A 21,050-nucleotide genomic window follows, 5' to 3' on the forward strand; every position below is an offset into this window, starting at 1 on the left:
TGTCAGCCTGAGCCAGACATAGAACAATTATTGCCTTGGAATATCAATATCTAGGTGATGATCACCGGACGTTTACGGTAAACGCTCACAAGTATATTATCTGTATTACCGCCTTGGAGGCCGAGGTTCAAGAGAAAGAAGGTTAGCCTTAGGCAGTTCATCCGTAATAACAGTGGTGAAGCTAGGCAGCTTGCTAAACAATATATTGGGGATGTATCGCGTGGTATTGATGTTTTTTTACAAAAAAAGAAAGCTGCGCTAATTGAAAAGCAAGAAAGCACTTCACCCACAATCGCTGTTCTTGCGAAAGAGTTTATTGAAAGAGATATTAAAGCTAATCGTAAAGGTATAGACCCAGTTATTAGAATGTTTGATAAAGACATTCTGCCCTTTATTGGCAACTATAAACTTAAAGAAATAACTCGCCGTGAAATTTTCGAAAAAGTACTTGATCCAATAACAGATAGAGGTGCTAAAACGCAGGCGAACAAAACGCTATCTATCCTTAAGCAAATGTTTAATTTTGGTGTTGAGCGAGATTTAATACAAGGTAACCCGATAAGTACAGTTAAAAAGAAAAGCGTGGGGGGCCTAGAAAAGTCGCGAACCAGAGCGCTCGAATTTGAAGAAGTGATTCAAGTATTTGACCGACTACCAAAGCTAGGTATAAGCCAACAAGTTATATACGCATTGAAGTGTATTACTTTAACTGGTTGTAGGCCAATAGAGGTCACAGGCGCACAGTGGCAAGAGTTTGATTTTGATAAAATGATATGGACAATCCCAGCCGAGCGCGTTAAGCAAAATAAAAATGGCGAACGAACTCATAAAGTGCCGATTACTCAAAATATGATTATTTTGCTTGATGAGTTACGCGCAGCATTTGGCTATCTTAACTCTAAATACGTATTCCCGAGTACAGCAACTAATAAATCAGGCCCAGGTGAGCAGCCTGTAGATAGACATTCATTATCGCGCTCTATCAGCCGTAAACAAGAGCAATTGGGAGTTCCAAAGTTTGTACCGCATGATTTACGAAGGACAGTCGCTACTCGTTTAGGTGATGCTGATATTGCAGCTGATCCCATAGTGATTGAGAAAATTTTGAACCATCAACTACAAGGAGTGCAGGGGGTTTATAACATGCAGGAGTATATGGAAAAGCGCCGAGAAGCTTTAGGAAATTGGAGTAATAAAATAAAAGTTATATGAAATTAATGGTTCATTTCGGGAATGTTCCAGCTATCGTTGTATTAACACCTTTTTACACGTAAACTTTACGCCATTGCGGTGTTTTTTTTTGAGATTAACGATATTTTTCATGAATAAATTAAAAGAGTTAGAAATCCTGAACTTATGGAACTCAAGTAAAGTTTCCTTAGAGTTTAAACCAGATGTTACATTGTTAACTGGTATTAATGGCTCAGGAAAAAGCACTATATTAAATATTATCTTTGATAGCCTTACATCACATAATGAAGTGACTAGAAATACATCAAAAAATAGATTTTGGAGTACAAAATCTACCTTCGAGAACGATATAGAGTACTACTCTGCGATTTTCCCAAATGTATCTCAGAATCAAAAAGTTGAGCAGGGCTTAATTAACCTTCTACCTAATGCAAATTATCATAACCTAAAAAATGTAAAGGAATTTGAGAAAATTTGCTGTAATGACAAAGAAATTGCAGCAAGAAAGAATATTACTTACTCGGATGACTCTAAGCGCTCTAGAGTCGCTTCAGTCCATAGTGTTTTTCTTAAAGGTAAAGAAATATCAGGTGATTTTGAAGTAATTGATAAACTCGTACCCGATTGTTTCCTTTATCAAGAGGATCGATCTTCTCTTCACAAAAAACAAGAAAATTTAGAGCCATATGTCAGTTCTTTTAACTATCACAATTATAAAAATAGTATTGATGATAGGCTAATTTACATTAGAAGCTCTTTACAAAATTACGAATCCCAAATAACTAAAAAAGCAAGTGAGTTCATAAAGAACAGTGATGATGCACACAAAATCGTCCGATTTATGAAAGATAGCACTGCTGGAATTGATTCAGTCTTCGAGTTGTTGAATAAGTATTTCCTTCAAACAAACAAAAGAATTACCAAAGATGAAGAGAATATGATTACAGCACAAAATATTGATACTAAAGAAGTAATACCCTGGTATCTTTTGTCTAGAGGCGAAAAAACAATAATCTACCTTTTTCTGGTTGCGCTGATTTATAAAGATTCAATCTTTCTATTAGATGAGCCTGAAATTAGTTTGCATGTAAAGTGGCAAAAGTCTTTGGTATCAGATCTAATGTCAATTGCACCCAAATCTCAGTTTATAATCGCAACTCACTCTCCAGACCTTATAGGTGGTCGCTGGCTGCCGAACTGTTTAAAAATAAATCACAGTTAAAGAAGTAAAGCACATGATAGTAGAGCAGGGAATTCCCTCCATGCCGAATGATGGCGATAGAGTAAAAGCTAAGTCTTTTTTATTTGGTGAAGAAATTTTAGAATTATATGTCGAGTCTCAGCTTGATGTTAGATTTTGGCGTTTTTTATTCAAAGAAGCTGGTTTCGATAAACTTGAAATTAAGCCAGCTAGAGCTGCTCGAGGAAGTAATGGAAAAAGCGAAATTCAGAAGTGCATCTCTGATAATATCATAAAGCCTTGTTACAATATCTTGGTAGCAATTGACAGTGACTATGACTTTCTAAAAGACGAAAAAGCCCAGTTTTATTTGAATGAATTTGTATTTCAAACTTATGTGTATTCAATCGAAAGCTTTTACTTTTTTCCTGAAGGTTTGTATGAGATATGCTTGGATTGTACAAACACTTGTAATAACGACAAGAACAATTTAGATATCGATAGTTTATTTTTACGGTGGTCGCAAGCGTATTATTCGGTGTTTATCAAATACATCAAAGAGAATTGTAAAGAATCTAAGGAGCTACTCTATAATTCTCTCAAAAACTTAGATGTATACGACTTGAAAGGTTTTGAGGAAGTAGAGCAACAACCACTTTATGAGGAACTAGATGATAAAGTGTTGAATATTAACAACTTATGCCTTTTTGTGAATGGCCATTTACTCGAAGAAGTAGTTTTGAGAGAAACTAAGAAAGTTACATACAAACTGTTAGAAAGGGAAAAAAACAATATTTTAGCCAAAACCGATCAATCTGCTAAAGATATCAACGCTCAAATATATAAATCTACGTCAGATATTTTGGCAACATTTAGAGCAAGAAATCTTGAACAGCATCCATTTATTGAAAGAATAAAACAAGATCTCTTAGATTTCAGGCAAAAATACTATACATAAAATGTATTAACTTAATAATAGAACTTTAATTTAATATATAGCTTGGCATTAGTCACAAATCGGGGTGGATTTTATCTTAACTTCACATGCATGACTCTCAATTGCCAATGTTGTATATCTGATTTAGCTGTACAGCCAGTACTTTGGACTTGGTTTTGATACAGAGCTCTTAAATATATTTTAGTTAATGTAAAAAGCTATGTAACTTAAAGTAGCTTCATCTTAAATAAACTTCAGTTATTTCAGGTCTAAAATGCCCCATCTCCTGTGAAACGGTCTCTAAGGCGGTTTTATATTTAAAGCCTAATGCATTAAGTTCAATCATTCTTTCTTGAGCATAGCTATGCCTCAGGCCGTGTGCGCCAGTTGAAAAGAGTAGGGTGCGATTAGAGGCCTTAGAAAAAGAATCAGACCATTTTTTGCCACCACCAATATCATAACGCTGCAAATAGTTAATTTCTCTATCGGTGACTGTGATAGGTTGCTTGAGCTTTTTAGCTTCTAATTCATAAACAAGATGGTTTGGTATTAATACATGGCGTATCAAGCCGCCTTTACCTGTTACAGTGTATAGCTCACCACTTCGGCCCTGCCATTTCGAATCTAAAGCAGGGCGCTTATTTGGCGGTCTTTCACTTGCTTTAGAAAGGGTTAATAGTTCATGGGCTCTTAAGCCTGCGGCGTAAGCAAGTTGTGTTGCTAGTTCGTGTTTAACAGTTTGTCGTTGAGAGATGGCGTTAGCTTGTTCAGGTGTGTATGCACGCGAGCGTTTAATTTCTTCTAATAACGACTTTACTCGGTAAAGAGTCTGTTTTGGTTGTAATTTGCCATTGAACTGCATCATTGATTGTATTGCTTGGCGTTCCATATCCAAGGCTTTTTGACCAACAATTTCAGCTCTGTAATCGAGATACATGCGTGCTTGCTCAATGCTCATTGCCTGAATGCCATTAATACCGAGATCTTTTGACCAGCTGGCAACCGTCTTAAGTGACTGCATATAGTTTCTGGCAGTACCTAGAGACTTTATACGCTTTGTTTTAGTTAGTCCTTTGATAACGTTTTTAGCTTGCGTTTCAGCTTTGGCAAATTTAGGCATTCTTATCAATCCACCGTTTTACAGTTGTCCAATGCACTTTCACCCCTCGTTTAGCTAGCCAAAGTTGAAGGTCAGATTTGGTATTACCATTTTCATAAAACTTCCTAAGCTGGTACTGGTATTTGTCGAGCTTTGAAGGTTTATGTCGTTTTTTAGTACGAAGCTTCTTTAGCTCATTTAATTGTTCGATTTCTTTATTCAGATCAAAAGTCATGTCTATCTCCAAGGTTGTAAGATTAACTGGCAACTTAGTTACTCAGCGACACTGAAGCCTATTCGCCCCTGTTTTTCGCACATGCGAAAGGCTCGGACCGATCTCGCCTTAATGTATTTCCTCTTTACGTGAAAAACGGCAGCAGAAAGCGCCGACATAACGCCTTAAATGTGGCGTGAGACATGACTATTAAATTGATATGAGTGAGGGTCCTCACTACGTGTTGTCGGCAGCTGAGCAACGCCGTTATTTGTAAATGCCTAATAGGCTATTTCAGTATTAGATTAGCGTTAAAATCGATTCTGTGCAATCTGCAAATAAAAACCTGCGTATAAGGTATGAAAAACCAAGCCCCCCGCTATGAAGCGAGCGATTTATCGCTTCGACATAGCGGGGGGCGTAGCCCCTTTTAAAAGAGGAGGTATTTGCTCATGATGCCTCAGTTAAAAAGGGCTTGGTTTTATGAAGTTTAACCAATGGCATATACTCAATAAGGACCCAGACTATAAGAGATTGGGAGGTTTATATGGGTCCATTGATAGTGAGTAATATACTCATCATTAGCATAGTTATATTTTTCGCAGTCCTGTTTTATAGAAACAGGCAAGCCATAGTTAAAAGGAAAAGAGAATAAAATGAACCATCATAGCTCTATACACAGTGAGTTAGAAACGACAGCCAGCAGCAGAACTAGAAAAGTGTCAAATATTCGGCTTAGAAAACTTATGGAGGGGTTAACTGAAACTCGACTTGAAAAGTACATCGCTTTGGCGTTCCTCGAAAAGTTAATTTGGGAGCATGAGGATCAAAGTATTAAGCTAGCAGCATTAGAATATTGGTTTAAATTGGTAGGTAAGGGACAGCAAGCTAATAGTTAAAGGATAAAAAAGTTTTTGAGGTAAAGCCCTCCTCTAAAACAGCCCTTGAAAGTTCACGTTTCATCATTTATATTCATTTGTACGCACATTAAGTGCGTTCCTGCGAAGGGAGTCACTTAGGTGACATTAAAAACAGGCGCCTTCAGGCTGCCTTCAATACGTAACGAGGAAACTTATGAAACCACTTTAATGTGGTGATGTCTTGCGCATCCATAACGCCCTTCGCTTCCATTTACGTATTGGAGAGCGAACATGCCATCATCAGAAATCTTATCAATTAAAGAGCTATCAGAGCTTTTGCACCTATCTACAGGCACAATTAATAATCGTCTTAGCGCCCAGCGTAAGGCTATTGAGTCTGGAAAAGATGCCAACCTTTATCAAGTACAGCGTTTAGCACCACCTTCAATTAAATTGGGGCGATTTCGTCTATTTAAGCGCGATACAGTTGAGCAATGGCTTGCTCGATTTGAAGGAGTGAAGATGTAATAAAGGCGAAAGGGGCAGGTTGACCGGCCACACCCCAACCGCACTTTGCATCTTCAAATTATATGCTTGCCTTAATAGAAAGGCCACCTTTGTCGTGGCCAGAGTATGCTATTGCCTCGCCAAAAGACTTTTACGATTTAATCGATTTTCATTCACCAAAATACGTAAGAGCACTTTTTAGTAAAAATCACGAATCAGGCTACAGGACTTTTTTGCTAGGGAATCGAAACTCGAAAAGCGTCACAGACTTAAAAACCTTCAAGCGAAAAACAAGTAGGTATGTTCAGGGGGTATTGAATTGCAAAAGTGAAGCAGTCAATATTTACTTTAGTCCAAATGAATTTTATGAATGGCCTAAAGTATCAAATTTAGCCCTTGTAAGAGCTAATTGGATAGATATAGATATTAAAAAAGTTATCTATGGAAAAAAAGTCAGAGAGGTTGAGAAAGTTTTAATTGGTGATGTCATGCAAATTTTCAAAAGAGAGAAAATACCGCCATTTACAGGTTATGTTTTCTCTGGTTCTGGAGGGGTACATTTATACTGGGTTTACGAACCAGTAGATGCTTCATTAACGAATAAGCAGCTGTGGAAGAGCATAGCTCAAATTTTTATTGATAGTTTAAAAGGTATAAGTTCCCAATGGGAAGTTGATTCTACAGCATCAAAAAGACTTAATGGAAACCTTCGGATACCAGGTTCTGTTCATGGAACGACAGGTTTGCAAGCAAGGTTTTTAGCTGGTGGCCCTAAATACGAATTCGAAGAGTTAATAAATTATTTAAACCTGGGGTCATTAAGAGATAAATTAAAAATAAAAGAAGAATCGACAGTTATTAGGCTGCCATATAAACCCCCAAGCAACAAACCTGGTCAAAAAATTCAAAGGCGATATGGGCACAACATCAAGGATTGGTGGTTCAAGTGTATAAACACAATTCAAATTCATTTTCGAAGGTTAGGAAAGGTGCCTAAAGGCAAACGTGATAAAACTGCTTTTATTCTATTTGTTGCTTTACAGCACTTGAATAAAGAGACAGCTTTTGAAAAGCTGACAAAGGTAAATGATGAGCTTATTGGCTTCTCACTCGAGGAGTTAGAAGGTTTAACAAAAACCGCCAAAATAACAACTTATAACTACAGAAAAGAAACTTTAGCGGAGTACTTAGAAGAGTTACTTGGTTACTGTCCTGAGTATTTATGTACGAAGCCGAAAATTAAGCTATCAAGCGATGAAATAAGGCAAAGGCAGAGTAAAGCTGCTAAATGTACGGCTGCTAAAAAGCGAAATAACTCTCAGGAAGTTGTGGCGAAAGCTATTAAAGAGCTAATAATAGAAACAGACAAAAAGCCTACTCAGAAGCAAGTTGCGGAAAGGGCAGGGTTAGGGTTACGAACTGTAAAGAGGTACTGGTTTTCTTAAGTGTAAATATAGGAGATGAATCGGCTGTGGTGTTAATCAGTTTTGAAAAAGTATGCTACTTTGCAACTCCTATATAAAATGGGTGCTAGCTCTTATTGTGAGCTACGGAACCCTAATTATTAAGCATATTTCTCTGCCTTAAATGCTAATCAGAGTCTTAGATACGTATTAGATTTTGCATTTGAGTCTTTCATTCTGTAATTTTTGTTAGTCTATGTAAAAGTAAATCATTAGGAATTGATTAATAAGGAGAGTTAAAGTGGGTTTATGTTTACTGACAGGTAAAAAAGGAAAGTTTGTTAAATCTCATATAATACCAAAATCTTTAACTAGACCAAGCAAGGCTGGTAATAAGTTTCTACAACCAGCAGTAGGTTCTACAGCAGGTCGGCTTATGAAAAGGGCTGATAGTTGGTATGATAAATCTATTGTAATAAGAGAAGGAGAAGACTACTTATCCGAAATTGATTCTTTTGCAATAGATGAATTAAGAGCTCAGGGCTTGCTTTGGTCGAGTGAAAAACTCAGAAAACCTGCTACAGACTCAACCAATGAAATCACAATTGTTAACTTTAATGAGCCATTAAGAATTAGAAAATTCTTTTTAAGTTTATTGTGGAGAGCTGCGGTTTCATCTTTGCCAGAGTTTGTTGATGTAACCTTATCAAAGGAACAAATAGAAATATTGAGAAAAATAATTATCGGGGAAATGGAGGATAAGTTGAATGTATTCCCTATTATTTTGATTCAATTAACTGGCGTGGGGCCCACACATAACTTTGTTCCAATAAAATTAACCTTCAACGGTTGGGAAGTATACCGATTCTATATGAATGGATTGATTGCTCATATCCACCTCCAAAACCCAAATTTATTAGCACTAATGAATCCTGTTCCATATGATCACCCTACATTTTTAGGAACTAAGCAGACAATTGTTCCTCAAGTCAAAACTGATAATTCATTTCAGTTATCTAACTTGAAGAAGCTATTACGAAACGATATTTTTATAAATAAAAAAATATAAAGTTATTTGTTTTGTACAATGGAAGATTTACAAAGCAGTTCGTTTGATAAGTGTATGAATACTACGTAGGGAAAGTTGGATTATTTAAGGTGCCATTAGCTGTCCTCCTATATATCCCCCCCAATCAACACCTAATATAACCTAAAAATGAGAAAAAAAATTTAGATAAGTATGGTGCGATAAATGTGCGATAAAAATACAGGAATCTATTGCCAAAGTGCGATAAAGTGGACAAACAAGTTAAGTAACTTATTGAATAGATAATAGAAAAATGGTCGGTATGGAGAGATTCGAACTCTCGACCCCTGCCACCCCATGACAGTGCGCTACCAAGCTGCGCCACATACCGACTTCGACTGTAATAGTACGTGTATTTTTAAAAAAATCAATAAGCATTTGTTTGTTTGGATGTTTATTGCGCAAGCGTTTAATATTAAGCGCTTGCGCCAGAAGTTTTACACGGCTTTACTCTTTATTTAACCACTGATTGATCGTGTTATACATTTCATCTCGTAGTATTGGTTGCGCAGTTTTGTTAGGGTGTAAGTTATCGTTTTGCATTAGCTCGCTTTTGCCTGCTACTTTAAGTACAAAAAACGGCATTAAATACGAGCCAGTGGCTTTGCTAACACTGGCAAAGCTATCGGTAAACATTTTACTGTAACGTGGGCCATAGTTAGGTGGAATATAAATTTCCATTAGCGCGGTTTGTGCATCTATTGCTTGGCTTTTTTCAATTAGAGCGGTCAAGTTGTCTTGCATTTTAGTAACTGGAAAACCGCGTAGACCGTCATTAGCGCCAAGCTCTATGAGCACATGAGTTGGTTGATATTGCTCAAGCAATGCATCAAGTCTGCGCAGGGCGCCACCAGTGGTTTCACCGCTAATACTGGCATTAACTAAATTGATATTACGTTGCTCGGCATCGTATTTATCTTGTAACAATTGCACCCAGCCTTGTTCTTGTTTTAAGCCATAGGCTGCGCTTAAACTGTCACCAAGTATTAAAATCGTGTTGTTAGCTGCCGCAGTAAGGGGGTTAATAACTAAAAATAAAATAAATACAAAACGTAGGATTGAATGAGTCATATGTCAGCGCTTTCTCAATTAAATATAATTCAAGTAAATGGTTTGTCTAAAGTTGTATCTACCCTTGAAGGTGAGTTGTCCATCCTCAGCGACATCAGCTTTAATGTCAAGCACGGTGAGTCTGTTGCTGTTGTTGGCACGTCGGGCTCAGGTAAATCCACTTTATTAAGTTTATTAGCAGGGCTTGATACGGCCAGCAGCGGCGAAGTAATGTTAGATGGGGAGCCACTGCACGAATTAGACGAAGAAGCGCGGGCCGCACTCAGAGCTGCAAAAGTTGGCTTTGTGTTTCAGTCTTTTATGTTGGTACAAAGTTTAACTGCACTTGAAAACGTGATGCTACCGGCAGAGCTTGCAGGTAAAGAAGACGCCAAAGAACAAGCGCTCGCTTTGCTTGAAAAAGTAGGCTTAAGCCATCGGGTTGATCATTACCCGTCGCAGTTATCTGGTGGTGAGCAACAACGTGTTGCGATTGCCCGTGCATTTGTTGGTTCACCAAAAATATTGTTTGCCGATGAGCCATCAGCTAACTTAGATAGCAAAAATGGCCATATGATTGAGTCGTTATTATTTGATTTAAATAAGCAAAACGGAACAACCCTCATTTTAGTCACTCACGATGAAGCCTTAGCGCAAAAATGTGAACGCATTATTCAAATAGAGGCGGGGGAGCTGGTACAAAATTCAACAGAGGAAATGGCAAATGTGGGCTAAATTAGCGCTTAAACTATTTTCTCGTGAGTTTCGCCGTGGTGAACTAACCGTAATAAGCGCAGCCATTGCACTGGCGGTATTAACCGTACTTACCTTATCTATGGTAACTGAGCGAATTGCACAAAGTATTGCGCAAAAAAGCAGTGCATTTATAGCAGCAGATCGTGTTCTTGCCAGCAATCACGCCATAGATACCGCCTTTATAACCAAAGCAGAACAACAAAACTTACAAACTGCACAAATGGTGTACTTTGACACTATGCTGTTTGCAAACGATCAAATGCAGTTTAGCTCGGTAAAGGCTGCATCAAACAGTTATCCGCTTAAAGGCCAATTGAAAGTTAAGTCGGGTTTGAATGCTCAAACTGAGGTTGCACCCGGTGCGCCAAGCCCTGGTAACGTATGGTTAAGTGAGTCAGTTTTTTATAGCTTAAACATAAACGTAGGCGACCAAGTTGAGCTTGGTGCTGCGTTATTTAATGTTGAAAAGGTGATTGTAGAAGAACCCGATGCGCCATTTAATGTGTTCTCTAGTAGCCGTAGGGTGCTCATAAACATAGATGATGTGGCAAAAACCGAAGTAATACAGCCAGGCAGTCGTGTATTTTACCGCCAGTTATATGCAGGTGATGAAAACGACATCAATAGTTTTTACGATTGGCTAAAACCGCAACTCAAAGAAAACCAAAACTGGTATGGTGTAAAAGACCGCCAGTCTCCTATTTCAAATAGCTTAAACAGAGCCGAAAGCTTTTTATTGTTAGCAGGTTTGCTGGGCATTATATTAGCCGCGGTTGCTATTGCAGTATCGGCTAAGCGCTATTGTGAGCGCCAATATGACCCAGTCGCAATGATGAAAACCTTAGGTGGCAGCCGTGACATGATCCGCAAAATTTACCTTATGCACTTATTAATGGTGTGTACCATGGCGGTAGTCGTTGGCCTTGCTATTGGTTACGGCTTACAAGAAGTTGCAACTGGTTACCTTGCAAAAAGCATGGGAACCGAACTGCCTATGGCAGGGTTTAAACCGTGGTTAGTGGCTATTAGCACCGGGGTTATTTGTGCGGTTATGTTTTCTATTAAGCCATTGTTAGACTTATTTGATATTCCACCACTTAGAGTGCTTCGCCGTAATTTAGGCGACCGCCTTGCGGTAAGTAAAATCCATTTAGGGCTTAGCGCCTTAACGGTATTTTTATTAATGTGGTTATTTAGTAACAATATTAAAATTACCCTTATTTTATTTGCCTCAACGCTTGCCCTTATTTTAGTGTTGTTTTTAATTTCTAAATTAATATTTGGCGGGGGTCGAAAGCTAGGCTTAAAGCCAGGTAACAGCTGGTCGTTGGCTATTGCGTCTATTCAAAAGCGCGCCAACGTTAATGCGGTGCAGCTAATTAGTTTTTCGCTAGCGATTAAATTACTGTTGTTTTTAATTGTGCTAAAAAACGACATTATTTCGGATTGGCAGTCTCAGTTACCAAGCGATGCACCTAATGCCTTTTTGGTTAATATTACGCAAAATGAGCTGGATCCGGTAAATGAATACTTAGCACAAAAAGGCATTCAGGTGTCGGAGTTTTACCCGACTATTCGTGGTCGCGTAAATGCCGTCAACGGTGAAGCGGTTGCGCGTGAAGTGTCATTGCAAGATAACGAGAAAAAAGACGAAGAAGCCCGCTCAGGCATTGGCCGCGAGCTTAACTTAACTTGGCTTAACGAGGTCCCTTCGCAAAATGACATTATCGATGGTCAGTGGTTTGGCGATGACGCCGTTGCCGAGGCCTCACTGGAAGAGTCAATGATGCAGCGCCTCGATGTTAAACTAGGCGATACTCTTACATTTTTAATTGGTGCACAGTCGTTTGATGCTAAAATAACCAGTGTGCGAAAAGTAAATTGGGCCACCCTCAAGCCTAACTTTTTTATTATTTTAAGCCCAGATGTACTTAGCAGCTTTCCGGCCACCTATATTTCATCAGTACGTATTGAGCCTGAGCAAAAGCGCGATTTTAGCCAGCTATTGCGAGCATACCCTACTATTACAGCGATTGATGTAGACAACTTTGTTAAACAAATTCAATCGACTATTGAGCAAGTGTCGTTAGCTATTGGCTTTGTACTGGCTATTGTGGTGTTGTGTGGCGCGTTGGTACTTATATCGCAGGTGCAAGCAAGCTTAGGTGAGCGGATGCAAGAAATTGTGATACTGCGTACTTTGGGCGCTAAAAGCCGATTAATCAAAAATGCCACCTTGTATGAGTTTTTATTACTGGGCGGTTTAGCCGGACTGGTGGCTGCATTTTTCAGCGATATTGCGTTATTGATTGTTCAGCAGCAAATGTTTGATTTAGCGGGTAAGCTGCATCCTAATATTTGGATTATAGGCCCCGTTGCTGGCGGCGTGTTTGTAGCAGGGTTAGGCTATTTTATGATTGCCCGTACGCTTAAACAAAATACCCAAGGCTTAGTACGCGCATTGGCGTAAACTTTCCAGCCAAATAGCGTTTAAATGCCTACTTTTTAAGTAGGCATTTTTGTTTTTGCTTTGTACTGGTAATTTATACAGTGCTCTGGCATTATTAGCACTATTAATAAATAACAATAATGAGAGTGCTGTTTGGCCATAATTTTAGGGATCGATCCGGGCTCGCGTTTAACGGGTTACGGTGTGGTTGCGCATCAAGGTGCCAAGTTTACATACTTAGGCAGTGGCTGTATTAAATTAGCCGATCATGACTTTCCCACCCGACTTAAAATGATTTACCAGGGCATTACGCAACTTATAGAGCAATTTTCGCCTGAAACATTTGCTATAGAAAAAGTATTTATGGCGCATAACCCTGATTCTGCTTTAAAGCTAGGTCAAGCCCGTGGTGCTGCGATTGTCGGTGCCTCTATGGCCGACTTACCGGTTTTTGAATACTCAGCACGGCAAATAAAGCAAGCCGTTGTGGGTAACGGTGGGGCAGATAAATCGCAAGTTCAACATATGGTTAAAAACATACTTAAACTGCCAGGTACGCCGCAAGCCGATGCGGCGGATGCGCTTGCAATTGCAATTTGCCATGCCCACTCTGAACAAAATTTAATAAAACTAGCGGGTAGCGCAAGCAAAACCGTTAGAGGACGTCTAAGGAAATAACAATGATAGGTCGCTTAAACGGCGTGTTAGTTGAAAAACAGCCCCCAGAAATACTATTAGAAGTGAGCGGCGTTGGCTACGAAGTACAAATGCCAATGACCTGTTTTTACGATTTGCCTAAAGTAGGCGACAACGCCATTGTGTACACTCATTTTGTAGTACGCGAAGACGCACAGTTATTGTTTGGCTTTAATAATAAAACCGAACGTGCGTTATTTAGAGAGCTGTTAAAAGCCAATGGAGTAGGGCCTAAACTAGGCTTAGCTATTTTGTCGGGCATGTCGGCGCAGCAGTTTGTAAGTTGTGTAAATAATGAAGATGCCACTGCCTTGGTTAAACTACCAGGGGTGGGCAAAAAGACCGCAGAGCGCTTAGTGCTCGAAATGAAAGACAGATTAAAAAATTGGGGTAATGACTTATTTACCCCATTTAGCGATAGCGCCGTAATAGAGCCTGCGAGCGATGCAACTATAGCCAATAATGCGGCCGATGATGCGGTTTCGGCGTTAGTGGCGCTCGGTTATAAATTGCCACAAGCGCAAAAAGCAGTAAAATCAGTAAGCAAACCCGATATGTCGACTGAGGTTCTAATTAAAGAATCTTTGAAATCAATGCTGTGAGTAAATTATGATCGAAGCTGATCGCTTAATAGATGCTGCTGAAAAAACCAACGAAGACACCATAGACCGTGCTATTAGGCCTAAGTTACTGGCCGACTATCGTGGTCAGCCGCATGTTAAGCAACAAATGGAAATATTTATTGAAGCTGCGCGCAGTCGTAGCGAAGCGTTGGATCACTTATTGATATTTGGCCCACCAGGCTTAGGTAAAACCACGCTTGCTAATATTGTGGCGAACGAATTAAACGTAAATATTAAAACCACGTCTGGGCCTGTGCTTGAAAAAGCGGGCGATTTAGCCGCATTGCTCACTAACCTTGAAGAGGGTGATGTACTGTTTATTGATGAAATTCACCGTTTGAGCCCGCAGGTTGAAGAAATACTCTACCCGGCAATGGAAGATTACCAGCTCGATATTATGATAGGTGAAGGCCCTGCAGCGCGTTCTATTAAGCTTGATTTACCCGCATTTACACTCATTGGTGCAACTACCCGTGCGGGATCATTAACTTCTCCACTGCGTGACCGTTTTGGTATTGTTCAGCGCTTAGAGTTTTACTCTTTGGAGGACTTATCACATATTGTGGGGCGCTCAGCGCATTATCTTAGTTTAGAAATGTGTGACGATGGCGCGGCCGAAATAGCCAAACGTTCGCGCGGTACGCCACGTATTGCAAATCGATTATTGCGCCGAGTACGCGATTACACCCAAGTAAAGTCAGACGGTACGGTTAATGCTGAGGTAGCTCAACAAGCCCTCGACATGATTGACGTTGATAAAAGCGGTTTTGATTACATGGACCGTAAATATTTACTCGCCATCATCGAAAAGTTTATGGGAGGCCCTGTAGGCCTTGATAACTTAGCCGCGGCAATAGGCGAAGAAAAAGAAACCATAGAAGATGTGATTGAACCCTTTTTAATTCAACAAGGGTTTATTCAGCGCACGCCACGTGGACGAATTGTTTCTGATAATGCATACCATCATTTTGGCTTGTTACCTAAAAAAGATTAAATAACCAGAATAACTAGACTCTTTCTAAAGCCACTGTCATTTTAACGACAGTGGCTTTTTAGTATGAGCAAAGGTTAAATTTAGACGTATTTTACTTTGCCAATAATTCACTGGGCGTTAAGACATATCAGGCTATTGTGCGCCTGCAGTAACGGTATTGAGGCCGAGTGTAACTAATTTTACAAATTGTGGGCAAAAAAAAGCCCGCAAATAATGCGGGCAAACAACAAGTTTAAGGAAGTAATCTAGGGAACTACGTTTTACTTATTGAGGTCATACCCCAAGAAGTAAAAAAGTAATACGAAATAAATCATATTACGAAGAACTGGATTCAATGAAATAGCTTTCATTTAATGCGCTAGCTCGGTATGGGAGAATAATACCGAAGCGGCAGAATTTGTTCAAACTAGAAAATTTATATTTTCAGATTAAAAAAACTAATAGCAGGGGTTTTCTGTTTTTACTTAATGTTGCATGTTAATTAACCATTAATTCTATAAGTTAATGAAATGCTTTGTTTATGTATATTAACATATAAACGTTCGGTATTAGTTTTACTATTACGTTAAGGTAAGCGTGTAGTGTTTATGAGTGCTTATGCATTAATTTTGAATAAACAGCGTATTTTTGTGACTCTTTAGTGAAATTAAGCAGGCTTATAAATAGCCTTATTGTTATTTATTTATACAGTAAAACAAGAGTTAAGTAGTAAAACTATTTTTTTTAACGTTATTTGTTGGCTATTCACAGCAATATCGTTGTCAGCAGGAAATACACTAGATACACTAGCTGAACTTTAATGGTGGCTAATGTGTTACAAAGTTACCTTACTCAAATAAATCAATTTGATGTTTTTAATTATTTAGGAGTTTAACGTGGGATCAGGGCTTAATTTTTTAGATCTAATTCTAGAAGCCAGTTTGCTTGTGCAATTAGTAATGCTAGCGTTGGTTGCTATGTCGGTTATGTCGTGGGCTATTATTTTTCAACGTAAAAAAGCCATCTCTGACGCCTTAGCAAATGCAAAAAAATTTGAGCAACGTTTTTGGTCTGGTGTTGACTTAAGTAAGTTATATAACGAAATTTCATCACGCGGTGGTCAATCAACGGGTATTGAAGCGTTATTCACCTCAGGTTTTAAAGAGTTTGCACGCCACAAAAAAAATACCTTTCAAAGTGCAGGCATTGTTATGGAAGGCACGCACCGTTCAATGCGGGTTGCGCTTTCTCGTGAAATAGAAAAACTAGAATCAAGCTTATCGTTTTTAGCAACCGTTGGGTCAATTAGCCCCTACATAGGTTTGTTTGGTACAGTATGGGGTATTATGAATGCCTTTATTGCTTTAGGTGAAGTAAAACAAGCAACCTTACAAATGGTTGCACCAGGTATAGCAGAAGCTTTGATTGCAACAGCAATGGGTTTATTTGCGGCTATTCCTGCCGTTATTGCCTATAACCGATTTGCTAATAAAGTTGAAAAATTAGAATCTCATTATATTAACTTTATGGAAGAATTTGCCAATATTTTACACCGTCAAGCAGCTAACCAAATAGAGGCTCAAGCGAATGTACCAGCGTAAAAAGCGTCGCCCAGTCGCAGAAATTAATGTAGTACCATACATTGATGTAATGTTGGTGTTGCTTATTATATTTATGGCCACTGCGCCATTAATAACCCATGGCGTAAAAGTAGACCTACCAAAAATGGAAGAGTCAGACTTAGTTGATACCAAAGATACGCCGCCCATTATTGCCTCTATTGATTCGCAAGGTAAATACTATGTAAGCATAGGTACTGATCCGGAAGAGCCAATGGAAGCATTAGATGTAGCCGCTGTAATTAAACTACAACTAATGAAAAACCCTGATACCCCAGTAATGATTAAAGGCTCAGGTAAAGTGTCGTATCAAGAAGTGTTACTGCTCATGGATTTTTTGAAGAATGCAGGTGTACCATCGGTAGGCTTAATGACCGAATCCTTTGAGGGGACCAAGTAGTCATATGAATACGTCGTTAATCAAATCAGTAATACTGCATTTAGCATTAGGGGGATTTTTGTATGCATCAGCAAACATTCATCCACCTAAACCTAAAGTAATGGAAGTGACGCTTAATGCCGCCATTCCTGAGCCAGAAAATGCGGTGTCTGCTGTGACCGTGGATCAACAGCAGGTTGAGCAAAAAATTGCTGAGTTACGCAAAAAAGAAGAAGATAAAAAGCGCGCTGAAGATAAACGCATTCGTGATTTAGAGCGCCGCGCAGCAGACGCACGTAAGCAAAGTGAATCTGAAGCAAGACGCATTAAAAAGCTAGAGCAGCAGCGCAAAGCTAAAGAGAAAGAAAGAGCCGAAGCCGAAGCTCAAGCTAAAAAAGCCCGCGAAATAGAACAACGTGAGCGAGCAAAAGCCAAACAAGCGCAAAAGCAAAAGCAAGAAGCTGAAGATGCTGCTAAAGCGGCTGCCGACAAACGCAAAGCCGAAGAAGCCGCGCTTAAAAAAGCGGAAGAAGAGCGTAAAAAACGTGCTGAAGAAGCTGAGCGTAAACGTCAGCAAGCATTGCAAGAACAAATACTGCAAGAGCAACTTGCCAAAGAGCAGGCTGCACGCAATAAAATACGTCAACAGCAAGTAGTGAGTGAAGTTGATAAATACCGTGCATTAATTATGGCGCGTATTCAGCAAAACTTATTAATTGATGAAAAAATGAAAAACCAGCAATGCCGCATTAATCTCCGTCTTGGGTTTAATGGCTTGGTTACGCAGGTTAAGTCGTTAGGCGGTGATAAGTTAGTGTGTGAAGCTGCTTTAAGAGCGGTTCGCATGGCTGACACATTACCGGTATCGAAAGATAAAGACGTATTCGAACAATTAAAGAATATTAATATAACCATCGCGCCAGAGTTTTAAGGGATGACATGTTTAACAAAATTAAAATAGCCTGTTTAGTTTTAATATTAGGGTTTCAGGGTGTTGCACACGCGGCACTTGAAATTGTTATTACTGAAGGTATAGACGGTGCAAGACCGATTGCGATTGTGCCTTTTAAATACCAAGGTATTGGCCCTATTCCAGAGCAGCTTAGCGATGTTATTGCTGCTGATTTAATGCGCAGTGGCAAATTTAAGCCAGTTAGCGTTTCACAAATGCCTCAACAACCACATAAAGACGGCGATATTGATTACGGCGCTTGGGTTAATAAAGGCGTTGAAGCGGTTTTAGTGGGTGAAGTAGAACAGCAAACCAACGGACGTTACTTAGTACGTTATGAGCTTGTTGATGTTATTCGCGGCCAAATTACTGGCGGTGAAACACAAATGATGAGCAACGGTAAGCTTGTTCAAAGCCAAGACCATATTTTAGAAGCACGTCAAAGCGTAATTGGTGAAACTGGATTTCGTCGATACTCGCACCGCATTAGTGATGTTATTTATGAAAAGCTAACTGGCGAAAAAGGCGCGTTTTTAACAAAAATAGCCTATGTTATTGTACGTGATACTGAAGAAAAGCCGTATCAGTTAGTCGTTGCAGATTACGATGGTTTTAATGAACAAGTATTATTGCGTTCAAAAGAGCCATTAATGTCACCGGTTTGGTCACCTGACGGTACTAAGTTAGCGTATGTAACCTTTGAAAATCGCCAGAGCCAAATTTATATTCAAGACATTTATACCGGTAAACGCGAATTGATCACCAGCTACCAGGGAATTAACGGCGCGCCGCAATTCTCGCCAGATGGTAAAAAGTTACTGCTAGTGCTGTCAAAAGATAAAACTGGTGCAACTGAGGTTTACTTATTAGACTTACTAACACGTAAAGAGACGCGATTAACACGCCATCGTAGTATAGATACCGAACCTTCGTGGTACCCAAATGGTGAAGATATAGTATTTACGTCGGAAAGGGGTGGTAATGCTCAGATTTATAAGTTAAATTTAAAAACTGGCAGAACGCAAAGATTAACCTTTGACGGTGACATGAACCTAGCGGGTTCTATTTCGCCAGACGGAAAAGAATTAGTGATGGTAAACCGTACTAACGGACAGTATCATCTTGCTAAGAAAGAGTTGGCTACAGGTGCGTTTCAAGTTTTAACACGAACTCGCCTTGACGAATCACCGAGCATAGCGCCGAATGGCTCGATGATTATATACAGCACGCTCCACAATAATAAACAGGTACTTGCGCTAGTATCGATGGACGGCCGTTTTAAAGCACGTTTACCTGTGCTTGATGGACAAGTGAAGGCACCGGCTTGGTCGCCATATTTACAGTAATAATTGCTGGTTTACTCAAAATAGGAATCTACTCAATGCAACTTAACAAAATACTTAAAGGCCTGCTAATTGCTGTGCCAGTAATGACACTAGCAGCTTGTAGCTCATCTTCAGATATCGACGAAAATGCAGCTAACCAGTCAAACCAAGCAACTGTTGAGCAAACAACAACTGATACAGTTGAAGTTGCCACAATGACGCCAGAGCAACAAGCAGAAGAGCAACTTCGTCAAAAGTACGAAGCGCTTCGTCAAGAGCAAATTATCTACTTTGACTTTGATAAAGCGACAGTTGAAAGCAAATATGCAGACTTACTTCGTGCACACGCTGAGTTTTTAGTTAAAAATCCTTCTGTTAAAGTATTAATTGAAGGCCACGCAGATGAGCGCGGTACGCCAGAGTACAATATTGCACTTGGTGAGCACCGTGGACAAGCAGTTGAAAAATACCTACAAAGCTTAGGTGTTTCTGCAAGCCAAATGTCAGTAGTTAGCTACGGCGAAGAAAAGCCAATGGTTAAGACTCGCACAGAAGCAGCTTTCGCTAAAAACCGCCGTGCGGTACTAGTTTACTAAGATAAGAGATATTATGAAGCCGAAAATTATTTTGGCAGCCATGATATTGAGCGGGAGCACCCAGTTAATGGCTGCTCCCGCTCCTGTTTCAGAAGCTGCAAGTTCACAGTCAAGCATTGAAAAGCGTTTAGCAACACTTGAAAGTATGATGCAACAGCGTAATTTTTTACAAGTAGAGTTACAGCAACAGCTTAACTTACTGCAAGATGAAGTTAGTCAAATTCGCGGTGTTACCGAAGAGCAAAGCTATAAACTTGAAAAGGTATTGCAGCGCCAGCGCGAGCTTTATCAAGAAATAGAAAACCGTGTTAGCCAAGCATATGCTAAACCGACTACTCCAGCGCCTACAACAGACTACACGCAACCAGGTAGCGAACAGAGCTACAGCAGTGATTTATCTGAAAACGAAGCGTACGAGCGTGCTGTTGCGCTTATAATGAAAGATAAGCGCTATGACCAAGCTATTCCAGAATTTCAAGCGTTCTTAACAACGTATCCAAATTCAGTGTACACCTCAAACGCACATTATTGGCTTGGGCAATTATTAACGATTAAAAATGACGGTGTAAAAGCAGCCGAGCATTTCAAAGTAGTTGTTAACGAATTTCCAAATTCAAATAAGCGCCCAGATGCAATGTTAAAGCTTGGTACACTTTTACAAGAGCAAGGGTTAAAGGCTGAAGCGCAAAAAATACTGAATGAGCTAATCAATCAGTACCCAAGTACAACTGCTGCTAAATTAGCCTCAGAACGCTTATCAAAATAAATGTTGATGCTTGATTAGACTGCTTTTTGTCATAAGCGGTCTAAATTTGCTCAACTAGACATAAAAACTTAAAAAAAGAGACAATTTCGGTTGCACTCATTTTATAAATAAGTATTATAAGCGCCCGCAGCAAACGAATGGTAACCCCACTCGAAATGCGACAAAAAGAGCGGGTCATTAGCTCAGTTGGTAGAGCAGTGGACTTTTAATCCATTGGTCGATGGTTCAAGTCCATCATGACCCACCATTCTTTATTGTTAATAAAGTTTGGTCTTTAATCGGCGGATTTACGTAAAGTGTTAACAAACACACAGAGCGGGTCATTAGCTCAGTTGGTAGAGCAGTGGACTTTTAATCCATTGGTCGATGGTTCAAGTCCATCATGACC

Annotated in this window: 21 protein-coding genes and 2 tRNA genes; 19 read left to right on the forward strand and 4 right to left on the reverse strand. The window is 39.5% G+C overall.

Annotated features, from left to right (window positions below; genetic code table 11):
- The first annotated feature begins 360 nt into the window (after positions 1–360).
- From AAEY57_RS15665 to AAEY57_RS15675, 3 genes are all read left to right on the forward strand, one after another.
- The gene (locus AAEY57_RS15665; RefSeq protein ID WP_502935496.1) at positions 361–1,212 is read left to right on the forward strand and encodes a tyrosine-type recombinase/integrase; all 852 of its coding nucleotides are present in this window, start codon (positions 361–363) and stop codon (positions 1,210–1,212) included.
- Between the two features lie 109 nt (positions 1,213–1,321).
- Complete coding sequence (locus AAEY57_RS15670; protein WP_064386525.1) at positions 1,322–2,413, forward strand: AAA family ATPase; 1,092 nt, start codon at positions 1,322–1,324, stop codon at positions 2,411–2,413.
- A 13-nt stretch (positions 2,414–2,426) separates the two neighbouring features.
- Positions 2,427–3,329, forward strand: coding sequence for a DUF4435 domain-containing protein (locus AAEY57_RS15675; protein WP_350608202.1), 903 nt, complete (start codon positions 2,427–2,429; stop codon positions 3,327–3,329).
- Positions 3,330–3,546: 217 nt separating this feature from the next.
- Here the strand turns inward: AAEY57_RS15675 and AAEY57_RS15680 are convergent, their stop codons facing one another.
- Both AAEY57_RS15680 and AAEY57_RS15685 read right to left on the reverse strand, forming a co-directional pair.
- On the reverse strand, positions 3,547–4,428 hold the full coding sequence (locus AAEY57_RS15680) for a site-specific integrase (RefSeq protein ID WP_350608203.1): 882 nt from the start codon (positions 4,426–4,428) through the stop codon (positions 3,547–3,549).
- Complete coding sequence (locus AAEY57_RS15685) at positions 4,421–4,642, reverse strand: hypothetical protein (RefSeq protein WP_350608204.1); 222 nt, start codon at positions 4,640–4,642, stop codon at positions 4,421–4,423. The genes AAEY57_RS15680 and AAEY57_RS15685 overlap by 8 nt, the downstream gene beginning before the upstream one ends.
- A 635-nt stretch (positions 4,643–5,277) precedes the next feature.
- Here AAEY57_RS15685 and AAEY57_RS15690 point away from each other — a divergent pair.
- The 4 genes from AAEY57_RS15690 (at position 5,278) to AAEY57_RS15705 (ending at position 8,460) form a co-directional block, all read left to right on the forward strand.
- Positions 5,278–5,520: a hypothetical protein gene (locus tag AAEY57_RS15690; RefSeq protein ID WP_350608205.1), complete on the forward strand. Its 243-nt coding sequence runs from the start codon at positions 5,278–5,280 to the stop codon at positions 5,518–5,520.
- A gap of 252 nt (positions 5,521–5,772) precedes the next feature.
- On the forward strand, positions 5,773–6,009 hold the full coding sequence (locus tag AAEY57_RS15695) for a MerR family transcriptional regulator (protein ID WP_350608206.1): 237 nt from the start codon (positions 5,773–5,775) through the stop codon (positions 6,007–6,009).
- A gap of 89 nt (positions 6,010–6,098) precedes the next feature.
- Positions 6,099–7,433 carry a bifunctional DNA primase/polymerase gene (locus AAEY57_RS15700; RefSeq protein WP_350608207.1) on the forward strand — a complete coding sequence of 445 codons (1,335 nt, stop codon included), beginning with the start codon at positions 6,099–6,101 and terminating at the stop codon, positions 7,431–7,433.
- Positions 7,434–7,692: 259 nt separating this feature from the next.
- A complete protein-coding gene (locus tag AAEY57_RS15705; RefSeq protein ID WP_350608208.1) occupies positions 7,693–8,460 on the forward strand; it encodes a hypothetical protein in 768 nt (255 codons plus the stop codon).
- Between the two features lie 272 nt (positions 8,461–8,732).
- Here AAEY57_RS15705 and AAEY57_RS15710 read toward each other — a convergent pair.
- Together AAEY57_RS15710 and AAEY57_RS15715 are read right to left on the reverse strand one after the other, a co-directional pair.
- Positions 8,733–8,809, reverse strand: a tRNA-Pro gene (locus tag AAEY57_RS15710).
- Positions 8,810–8,925: 116 nt separating this feature from the next.
- The gene (locus AAEY57_RS15715) at positions 8,926–9,549 is read right to left on the reverse strand and encodes an arylesterase (protein ID WP_033102626.1); all 624 of its coding nucleotides are present in this window, start codon (positions 9,547–9,549) and stop codon (positions 8,926–8,928) included.
- On the opposite strand from AAEY57_RS15715, the gene AAEY57_RS15720 reads away from it, so the two are divergent.
- From AAEY57_RS15720 to AAEY57_RS15775, 12 genes are all read left to right on the forward strand, one after another.
- A complete protein-coding gene (locus AAEY57_RS15720; protein WP_008114127.1) occupies positions 9,550–10,263 on the forward strand; it encodes an ABC transporter ATP-binding protein in 714 nt (237 codons plus the stop codon).
- Entirely contained in the window at positions 10,253–12,754 is a 2,502-nt protein-coding gene (locus tag AAEY57_RS15725; RefSeq protein ID WP_008114128.1) for an ABC transporter permease, read from the forward strand. The genes AAEY57_RS15720 and AAEY57_RS15725 overlap by 11 nt, the downstream gene beginning before the upstream one ends.
- Positions 12,755–12,886: 132 nt before the next feature.
- On the forward strand, positions 12,887–13,411 hold the full coding sequence (gene ruvC, locus AAEY57_RS15730) for a crossover junction endodeoxyribonuclease RuvC (RefSeq protein WP_008114131.1): 525 nt from the start codon (positions 12,887–12,889) through the stop codon (positions 13,409–13,411).
- 2 nt (positions 13,412–13,413) lie between these two features.
- Positions 13,414–14,031: a Holliday junction branch migration protein RuvA gene (gene ruvA / locus AAEY57_RS15735; RefSeq protein WP_008114133.1), complete on the forward strand. Its 618-nt coding sequence runs from the start codon at positions 13,414–13,416 to the stop codon at positions 14,029–14,031.
- Between the two features lie 7 nt (positions 14,032–14,038).
- A complete protein-coding gene (gene ruvB / locus AAEY57_RS15740) occupies positions 14,039–15,046 on the forward strand; it encodes a Holliday junction branch migration DNA helicase RuvB (RefSeq protein WP_350608209.1) in 1,008 nt (335 codons plus the stop codon).
- Between the two features lie 875 nt (positions 15,047–15,921).
- The gene (tolQ, locus tag AAEY57_RS15745) at positions 15,922–16,626 is read left to right on the forward strand and encodes a protein TolQ (RefSeq protein ID WP_350608210.1); all 705 of its coding nucleotides are present in this window, start codon (positions 15,922–15,924) and stop codon (positions 16,624–16,626) included.
- Positions 16,613–17,044: a protein TolR gene (gene tolR, locus AAEY57_RS15750; protein ID WP_016899822.1), complete on the forward strand. Its 432-nt coding sequence runs from the start codon at positions 16,613–16,615 to the stop codon at positions 17,042–17,044. The genes tolQ and tolR overlap by 14 nt, the downstream gene beginning before the upstream one ends.
- 4 nt (positions 17,045–17,048) lie before the next feature.
- The gene (gene tolA, locus AAEY57_RS15755; protein WP_024601153.1) at positions 17,049–17,954 is read left to right on the forward strand and encodes a cell envelope integrity protein TolA; all 906 of its coding nucleotides are present in this window, start codon (positions 17,049–17,051) and stop codon (positions 17,952–17,954) included.
- Positions 17,955–17,962: 8 nt separating this feature from the next.
- On the forward strand, positions 17,963–19,321 hold the full coding sequence (gene tolB / locus AAEY57_RS15760) for a Tol-Pal system beta propeller repeat protein TolB (RefSeq protein ID WP_350608211.1): 1,359 nt from the start codon (positions 17,963–17,965) through the stop codon (positions 19,319–19,321).
- 35 nt (positions 19,322–19,356) lie between these two features.
- Positions 19,357–19,896 (forward strand): peptidoglycan-associated lipoprotein Pal, encoded by a 540-nt coding sequence (gene pal / locus AAEY57_RS15765; RefSeq protein WP_013464641.1) that lies wholly within the window; start codon positions 19,357–19,359, stop codon positions 19,894–19,896.
- Between the two features lie 13 nt (positions 19,897–19,909).
- On the forward strand, positions 19,910–20,662 hold the full coding sequence (gene ybgF, locus AAEY57_RS15770) for a tol-pal system protein YbgF (protein WP_350608212.1): 753 nt from the start codon (positions 19,910–19,912) through the stop codon (positions 20,660–20,662).
- Between the two features lie 171 nt (positions 20,663–20,833).
- A tRNA-Lys gene (locus AAEY57_RS15775) sits at positions 20,834–20,909 on the forward strand.
- Positions 20,910–21,050: the final 141 nt, after the last annotated feature.

Source organism: Pseudoalteromonas sp. MER144-MNA-CIBAN-0113 (genome assembly GCF_040308965.1).
Classification (GTDB): Bacteria; Pseudomonadota; Gammaproteobacteria; order Enterobacterales; family Alteromonadaceae; genus Pseudoalteromonas; species Pseudoalteromonas tetraodonis.

Coding starts and splice junctions, on each gene's coding strand:
- pal (WP_013464641.1), top strand. CDS start 19,357: ATGCAACTTAACAAAATACTTAAAGGCCTGCTAATTGCTGTGCCAGTA.
- AAEY57_RS15685 (WP_350608204.1), bottom strand. CDS start 4,642: ATGACTTTTGATCTGAATAAAGAAATCGAACAATTAAATGAGCTAAAG.
- AAEY57_RS15675 (WP_350608202.1), top strand. CDS start 2,427: ATGATAGTAGAGCAGGGAATTCCCTCCATGCCGAATGATGGCGATAGA.
- tolA (WP_024601153.1), top strand. CDS start 17,049: ATGAATACGTCGTTAATCAAATCAGTAATACTGCATTTAGCATTAGGG.
- AAEY57_RS15695 (WP_350608206.1), top strand. CDS start 5,773: ATGCCATCATCAGAAATCTTATCAATTAAAGAGCTATCAGAGCTTTTG.
- AAEY57_RS15670 (WP_064386525.1), top strand. CDS start 1,322: ATGAATAAATTAAAAGAGTTAGAAATCCTGAACTTATGGAACTCAAGT.
- AAEY57_RS15715 (WP_033102626.1), bottom strand. CDS start 9,549: ATGACTCATTCAATCCTACGTTTTGTATTTATTTTATTTTTAGTTATT.
- AAEY57_RS15725 (WP_008114128.1), top strand. CDS start 10,253: ATGTGGGCTAAATTAGCGCTTAAACTATTTTCTCGTGAGTTTCGCCGT.
- tolR (WP_016899822.1), top strand. CDS start 16,613: ATGTACCAGCGTAAAAAGCGTCGCCCAGTCGCAGAAATTAATGTAGTA.
- ruvA (WP_008114133.1), top strand. CDS start 13,414: ATGATAGGTCGCTTAAACGGCGTGTTAGTTGAAAAACAGCCCCCAGAA.
- ybgF (WP_350608212.1), top strand. CDS start 19,910: ATGAAGCCGAAAATTATTTTGGCAGCCATGATATTGAGCGGGAGCACC.
- AAEY57_RS15720 (WP_008114127.1), top strand. CDS start 9,550: ATGTCAGCGCTTTCTCAATTAAATATAATTCAAGTAAATGGTTTGTCT.
- tolB (WP_350608211.1), top strand. CDS start 17,963: ATGTTTAACAAAATTAAAATAGCCTGTTTAGTTTTAATATTAGGGTTT.
- AAEY57_RS15690 (WP_350608205.1), top strand. CDS start 5,278: ATGAACCATCATAGCTCTATACACAGTGAGTTAGAAACGACAGCCAGC.
- ruvB (WP_350608209.1), top strand. CDS start 14,039: ATGATCGAAGCTGATCGCTTAATAGATGCTGCTGAAAAAACCAACGAA.
- AAEY57_RS15680 (WP_350608203.1), bottom strand. CDS start 4,428: ATGCCTAAATTTGCCAAAGCTGAAACGCAAGCTAAAAACGTTATCAAA.